Annotated in this window: 5 protein-coding genes; 1 reads left to right on the top strand and 4 read right to left on the bottom strand. The window is 69.1% G+C overall.

Annotated features, from left to right (window positions below; all coding sequences use genetic code 11):
* Both I55_RS14865 and I55_RS14860 read right to left on the bottom strand, forming a co-directional pair.
* A partial coding sequence (locus I55_RS14865; RefSeq protein WP_044561370.1) for an amidohydrolase occupies positions 1-1,212 on the bottom strand: 1,212 nt, incomplete at its 3' end.
* 64 nt (positions 1,213-1,276) lie between these two features.
* Positions 1,277-2,221, bottom strand: coding sequence for an alpha/beta fold hydrolase (locus tag I55_RS14860; RefSeq protein WP_252181153.1), 945 nt, complete (start codon positions 2,219-2,221; stop codon positions 1,277-1,279).
* A gap of 150 nt (positions 2,222-2,371) precedes the next feature.
* On the opposite strand from I55_RS14860, the gene I55_RS14855 reads away from it, so the two are divergent.
* A complete protein-coding gene (locus tag I55_RS14855; RefSeq protein WP_044561368.1) occupies positions 2,372-3,265 on the top strand; it encodes an AraC family transcriptional regulator in 894 nt (297 codons plus the stop codon).
* A gap of 12 nt (positions 3,266-3,277) precedes the next feature.
* Here the strand turns inward: I55_RS14855 and I55_RS14850 are convergent, their stop codons facing one another.
* Entirely contained in the window at positions 3,278-4,084 is an 807-nt protein-coding gene (locus I55_RS14850; RefSeq protein ID WP_044561367.1) for an RNA methyltransferase, read from the bottom strand.
* A 26-nt stretch (positions 4,085-4,110) separates the two neighbouring features.
* A complete protein-coding gene (gene cimA, locus I55_RS14845; protein WP_044561366.1) occupies positions 4,111-5,733 on the bottom strand; it encodes a citramalate synthase in 1,623 nt (540 codons plus the stop codon).
* Between the last annotated feature and the right edge of the window lie 418 nt (positions 5,734-6,151).

Here is a 6,151-nt window from a genome sequence, read left to right as displayed (position 1 = left end):
ATCCAGCGTCAGGATCTGCGCATGCTCCACCCGCCAGCGCAGGTCGGATTTGGCGTCGGTGCCCAGGGCCTTGGCGTAGGTGTCCAGCACCATGCGGTTGCCGCCGTCGCCGATGGCGTGGGTCGCCACCTGGACATGGCAGCCTTTGGCCTTGGCCACGATGCGGGCGTAGTCGGCGGGGTCGGTGACATAGATGCCGCTGTTGCCGGCGTCGTCGCTGTAGGGGCGCAACAGCTTGGCCCCCCGGCTGCCTAAGGCGCCGTCCATGTACAGCTTCACCGCCCGCATGCGCACGCGGCCGGTGGGATCGGTGTAGCCGCCCCCCTGCCCGCCGTTCAGGCCGCACAACCAGTCCAGCGCCTCATGGTCGCCATCCGCCATGGTGTAGAGGCGCACCGGCACCTCCCCCTTGGCCGCCATGTCCTGCAACACGCGGAAGGACTGGAGATTGATGCCGGGCTCATGCGTGCCGGTCAGGCCCAGCGACACCATCTCCGCGAAGGCCAGCTGATAGTTCTGGCGGATCTGCGCGTCGGTGCGCGGCGGCATGGCGTCCGCCACCAGGTCCATGGCGTTGTCGACCAGCACGCCGGTGGCCTTCTTGCCCTGGCGCACGATGCGGCCACCCTGGGGCTGCCAGCCGCCGTCCAGGCTCTTGGCGCCGGGCTTGGCCGCCGCCACGCGCAGGGCGGCGCCGTTCACCCACAGGGCGTGGCCGTCGATGCGTTCCAGTACCACCGGCCGGTCGGGGAAGGCCGCGTCCAGGTCGGCCGCCGTGGGGAAGGTCTTGTCCGCCCAGCGGTTCTGGTCCCAGCCCCGGCCCAGCAGCCAGTCACCCGGCCCCAGCTTGGCCGCCTGCGCCTTCAGCCGGACCAGGATCTCCGCCTTCGACGTCGTGCCCACCAGGTCGGCGGTCAGCAGCGAGGCCCCCTCCTCCTGCACATGGCCGTGGGCGTCGATCAGGCCGGGCACGACGGCGGCCCCCCCGGCATCCACCGTGGCGGCCCCGGGATAGCGCCTGGCCAGCTCGGCGGCGTCGCCCACCGCCAACAGGGTGCCGCCCTCATCCCAGGCCAGCGCACCGGCCGTGGGGTTGGCGGGATCCTCGGTATGGATGACGGCGTTGACCAGCAGCGTGGGTGCCGCCCAGGCCTGTCCCGTGAACAACGCCAAGGCGGACACCGCCGCCGCCATCCGCCTGACCGTCTTCATTCCCCGATCCCCTTGGTTTCATTAGCCCCAGGGTACAGGGGATTTCCTTGCGGTCAAATTCACATCACAGGAAATCCGCCACCGCCGCCAGGAAGGCCTTGGGCGTCTCGATCATGGGGGCATGGCCGCTGTCGGGGATGGTGACCAACTTCGCCCCAGGGATGCCATCGGCGTAGAACTGGCCATCCGCCGGGGGCAGCAGCTTGTCCTCCGCCCCCCACACCACCAGGGTGGGGATGGTGATGTCCTTCAGCTTGCCGTCCACCGTCTCGTTCAGCAACGCCGGGTTGGTGTAGACGGAATGGATGGTCCAGGCGTCGCCCTTCGACAGGCTCCAGGCGAAGCCGCGCTTCAGGGCCGCCGGGCCGCTGGACCAGCGCGGGTCGTGGAAGATGGCGCCCAGGATGGCCTTCTGCCCGGCCAGCGAGGCGGATGGCGGCGGCGCGTCGGCACCGGCAGGCCCATTCGCCCGCTGGGGCCCAAAGGCCTTGGCCATGGTGTCGTGCCGGCCGGCGGCGTCGCACAGCACCAGCTTGGACGGCTTGGGCAGGGCGAAGGCCGGATCGGCGGCGATGCCGTCCAGGGCCTGGATGGTGTACTGCGCCGAAATCCAGCCGCCCAGGGATTCGCCCATCAGGGTGAAGTCCGTCACCTTCTTGTGGCGCAGGAATTCGCCCAGGAAATCCACCCAGGTCTGGATGGCGTAGTCGATCATCGGCTTGTCCGACGCGCCGAAGCCCAGCTGGTCCAGGGCCAGGACGTGGTGGGTCTTGGCCAACTCCGCCATGACCTTGCCCCAGTCGCCGGTGGCGCTGCTGCCCAGGCCGTGGACCAGCACCAGGGTGGGACCCCGCCCCGCCTCATAGTATTTGATGGACGCGCCGAACAGCTGGATGGTCTGGGCGTCGGTCTTCGCCGCCCGTCCGGTGGCGGCGGGCGTCACGGCCTCAGCCGCGTGCCCGTTCCCCGGCGCCATGATGGGCGCCATCGCCACGGCGGCCGCCAGCATCGCCGCCCGTATCATCGTCCCTGACCGCATTGGGTTCCCCGCATCGTTGGCCGACCCACCGGGGCCGGCAGGGCACCAGGGTGCCTTCCTCTCCCCCAAAACAGCAAGACCGGTCAGGACGCGGATGTCGGCCTTGGTCATAGTGCCGGCATGAGCCAGCATCACCCCACCCAACTCCGTCCCACGGGGCCCGACCGCCTCGCCGACCTATTGTCCTGGATCGAGGACAATTTGGACCAGCCGCTGACGCTGGACGACGTCGCCGCGCGCATGGCGCTGTCGCCCTACCATTTCTCCCGCCTGTTCACCGCCCGCATGGGACGCAGCGTCATGGCGTATGTCCGGGGGCGGCGGCTGGTCAAGGCGGCGCGGCGCCTGACCCGCGATCCGGAGGTGCGCCTGATCGACCTGGCGTTCGATTGCGGCTTCGACTCCCAGGAAGCGTTCACCCGCGCTTTCGGGCGCCTGTTCGGTGTCTCGCCCGGCCGGTTCCGGCAAGGTTACTCCGCCACCCCTTTTGAAGGACAATATCCCATGACCATGCCCGACAGCGTTGATGTCGACGTCACCCGATTGCCCGATCTCGTCTCCCTGGATGCCTTCACCGTCGCCGGCCCGTCGCGGCGCTTCGACGGCGCCACCAAGGCCACCATCCCCCAGCTCTGGCCGGCGCTGATCGGCGCCCTGCCCTTCGCGGGCCAGGAACCCAGTTGGGCCACCTACGGCGTGGTGTGGGCGGCCGACCGGTCGGAGGGCAGCTTCGACTACATGGCCGGCGTCCGCGTCGCCGCCGACGCCACACCGCCGGCGGGGTTCACCACCCTGCGCATTCCGGCCGCGACCTACGCCGTTTTCCGCATCACGCTGAACGGCGGCCCCCTGCACCCCCAGGTCAAGGCGGCCATGGCCCGCATCTGGGGCGAGCTGATCCCGGCGTCGGGCCTGAAAGTGGCGGACAGCCCGGACTTCGAGCTTTATGACAGCGAATTCGCGCCCACCCGCCCCGGGGCGGTCATCGACTTCCACGTGCCGGTGGTTTTGTGACGGGCGTGGGGATCAATGCCCCTTCACCGGCCCGCCATCCTTGCGCCGGCCGGTCAGGGCGGCGATGACGCCGTGCAGGGTGCGCACTTCCTGCTCCGTCATGTGGGCGCGTTGCAGCATGTTGCGGATGTTGCGCACCATGCTGGGGCGCTTCTCCTCGCTGGTGTAGAAGCCGGTGGCGTCCAGCTCCAGCTCCAGGTGCTCGAACAGGTTGACCAGCTCCTCCTTGGTCGCGGGGCGGGAGTTGCCGGTGTAGAGCTGCCGCTCCGGGCCCTCATACCCCGCCTGGAACCATTCGTGGGAGACCAGCAGCACGCACTGCGCCAGGTTGAGGGAGGAGAAGCCGGGGTTCAGCGGGATGGTGATGAGGGTGTCGGCCAGCGCGATGTCGTCATTGACCAGGCCGGTGCGTTCCGGCCCGAACAGGATGCCGACGTCCCGGCCCACCTGGGCGTGCGCCCGCATCTCCGTCGCCGCCTCGCGCGCCGTCAGCACGGTCTTGACCATGTAGCGGGGCCGCGCGGTGGTGGCGTAGACCTTCTGCAGGTCGGCGATGGCGTCCTTGGTGCTCTCGTACACGCGGGCCTGGTCCAGCACCAGGGTGGCGCCGGCGGAGGCCGACACCGCCTTCTCATTGGGCCAGCCGTCGCGCGGGTTCACCAGGCGCAGGTCGGTCAGGCCGTGGTTCAGCATGGCCCGCGCCACCGTGCCGATATTCTCCCCCAACTGGGGTTCCACCAGGATGATGGCCGGGCCGCCGCCTTCCTCGCTTCCTTCCGCCTGGGTCTTGGCAAGCATGCGACGGTCGGTTCCACTCATGGCGAAAAGGTCCTGTTACGGGCCCCTCACGCGCCGGGAACGGTGGCCCCCGCGCGGTAGAGGCAATAGGTGATGCTGTCGAACAGCGCGTTGAACGACGCGTCGATGACGTTGGCGGATACCCCGACGGTAACCCAGGGGGCGCCGTCCGGCATCCGCGTTTCGATCATGACGCGGGTCACCGCCTTGGTGCCGTCCTGGGGGGTCAGGATGCGGACCTTGTAGTCGACCAGCCGCATCCCGTCCAGATGCGGGTAGGCGGGGATCAGGGCCTTGCGCAACGCCGTGTCCAGCGCGTTCACCGGGCCGTTGCCCTCCGCCACCGTCATCAGGGCGTCGGCCACGCCCGGCACCTCCAGCTTGGCGGTCGCCTCCGACAGGGTGACCAGCTGGCCCTGGGCGTTCCACCGCCGCTCATCCAGCACGCGGAAGGAGATGAGGCGGAAATAGTCCGGCAGGGTGCCCAGGGTGCGCCGGGCCAGCAGCTCGAAGCTGGCCTCCGCCCCATCATAGGCGTAGCCCTCGAACTCCCGCCGCTTCACCGCCTCCACCAGTTCGCCCACGCGGGGGTCGCCGGCTTCGATCGCGATGCCCACCTCGCGCAGGCGGGCCAGCACGTTGGAGCGGCCGGCCTGGTCCGACACCACCACGTGGCGGCGGTTGCCCACACTCTCCGGCGGCACATGCTCGTAACTGGTGGGGTCCTTCTCCACCGCCGAGACGTGCAGGCCGCCCTTGTGCGCGAAGGCGCTCTCGCCGACATAGGCCGCGTGGCGGTTGGGCGCGCGGTTCAGGCGGTCGTCCAGCAGGCAGCTGACATGCACCAGGCGGCGCATCCCCTCCGCGTCCACGCCGGTGTCATACCCCATCTTCAGCGTCAGCGTGGGGATGAGGGAGATGAGGTTGGCGTTGCCGCACCGCTCCCCCAGCCCGTTCAGGGTGCCCTGGATCATCCGGGCGCCGGCGCGCACCGCCGCCAGGCTGTTGGCCACGGCGTTTTCGGTATCGTTATGGCAGTGGATGCCCAGCCGGTCGCCGGGGATCTCCCGCGCCACCGCCGCCACGATGGCCTCCACCTCGTGCGGCAGGCTGCCGCCGTTGGTGTCGCACAGCACGATCCAACGCGCCCCGCCCTCATACGCCGCGCGCACGCAGGCCAAGGCGTAGTCGGGGTTGGCCTTGTAGCCGTCGAAGAAATGCTCCGCATCGAACAGCGGTTCGCGCCCGCGGGCGGCGGTTTCGGCCACGCTGTCGCGGATCAGGTCCAGGTTCTCCCCGCGCGGGATGTTCAGCGCCACGTCGACATGGAAGTCCCAGGTCTTGCCCACAAGGCAGACGCCGGCGCCCGGCACCCGGTCGGTGGCGTTGAACAGGGCGTTCAGCCCCGGATCGTTGCCGGCGCTGCGCCCCGGCCGCCGCGTCATGCCGAAAGCCGTCAGCCGCGCCCGCCTGAACCGGGGCGGATCGGCAAAGAAGGCGTCGTCCGTCGGGTTGGCCCCCGGCCAGCCGCCCTCGATATAGTCGATGCCCAGCGCATCCAATTCCCGCGCGATCGCGGCCTTGTCGGCCGCGGTGAAGTCCACGCCCTGGGTCTGCGCGCCGTCGCGCAACGTGGTGTCGTACAGGTAGATGCGGGTGCGGTCGGTCATAACTAGGCCAAATAACGAAACGGAGTTGCGACAATGGCCCATTTGACGCAACGAAGCAACCTTGCCAACCCCCAGGAGCGGGCATGGCGGCCCTGCCGGCCCCGTACCGCCCGACGGAACACCCGACGGAACGCCCGGCGCCCGGCCAAAAGGAACGTCGCCCCGCCGGTCATCCATCAAGCGTTAACCAATAATTAATAAATAAACTTGCATTCAGGGTCTTGTGCCAAAGAGTATATTGAATAATATCCACGTCCCAACGCCACCGGCTTCGCCCCGGCGCGCTCCCCGCGCCGTCCCCTCGCCTTGCCGGGCGCCCTCATCGCGACCACGCCGGCGTCGACACCTTCAAAAAACGGCAGAACAGGAAAACGGGGCCTTACCCATGCGCCTTACCCCCAAGCTATTGCTTCCCGTG

The sequence above is a fragment of the Azospirillum sp. B4 genome (genome assembly GCF_000333275.1).
Classification (GTDB): Bacteria; Pseudomonadota; Alphaproteobacteria; order Azospirillales; family Azospirillaceae; genus Nitrospirillum.
The sequence above is the reverse complement of the archived record's forward strand: the minus strand, read 5'-3'. Positions and strand labels throughout refer to the sequence as shown.

What these genes read in the sequence shown, in the direction of transcription:
- I55_RS14860 (WP_252181153.1), bottom strand. Translation starts at nt 2,221, where the DNA reads ATGCTGGCGGCCGCCGTGGCGATGGCGCCCATCATGGCGCCGGGGAAC.
- I55_RS14855 (WP_044561368.1), top strand. Translation starts at nt 2,372, where the DNA reads ATGAGCCAGCATCACCCCACCCAACTCCGTCCCACGGGGCCCGACCGC.
- I55_RS14850 (WP_044561367.1), bottom strand. Translation starts at nt 4,084, where the DNA reads ATGAGTGGAACCGACCGTCGCATGCTTGCCAAGACCCAGGCGGAAGGA.
- cimA (WP_044561366.1), bottom strand. Translation starts at nt 5,733, where the DNA reads ATGACCGACCGCACCCGCATCTACCTGTACGACACCACGTTGCGCGAC.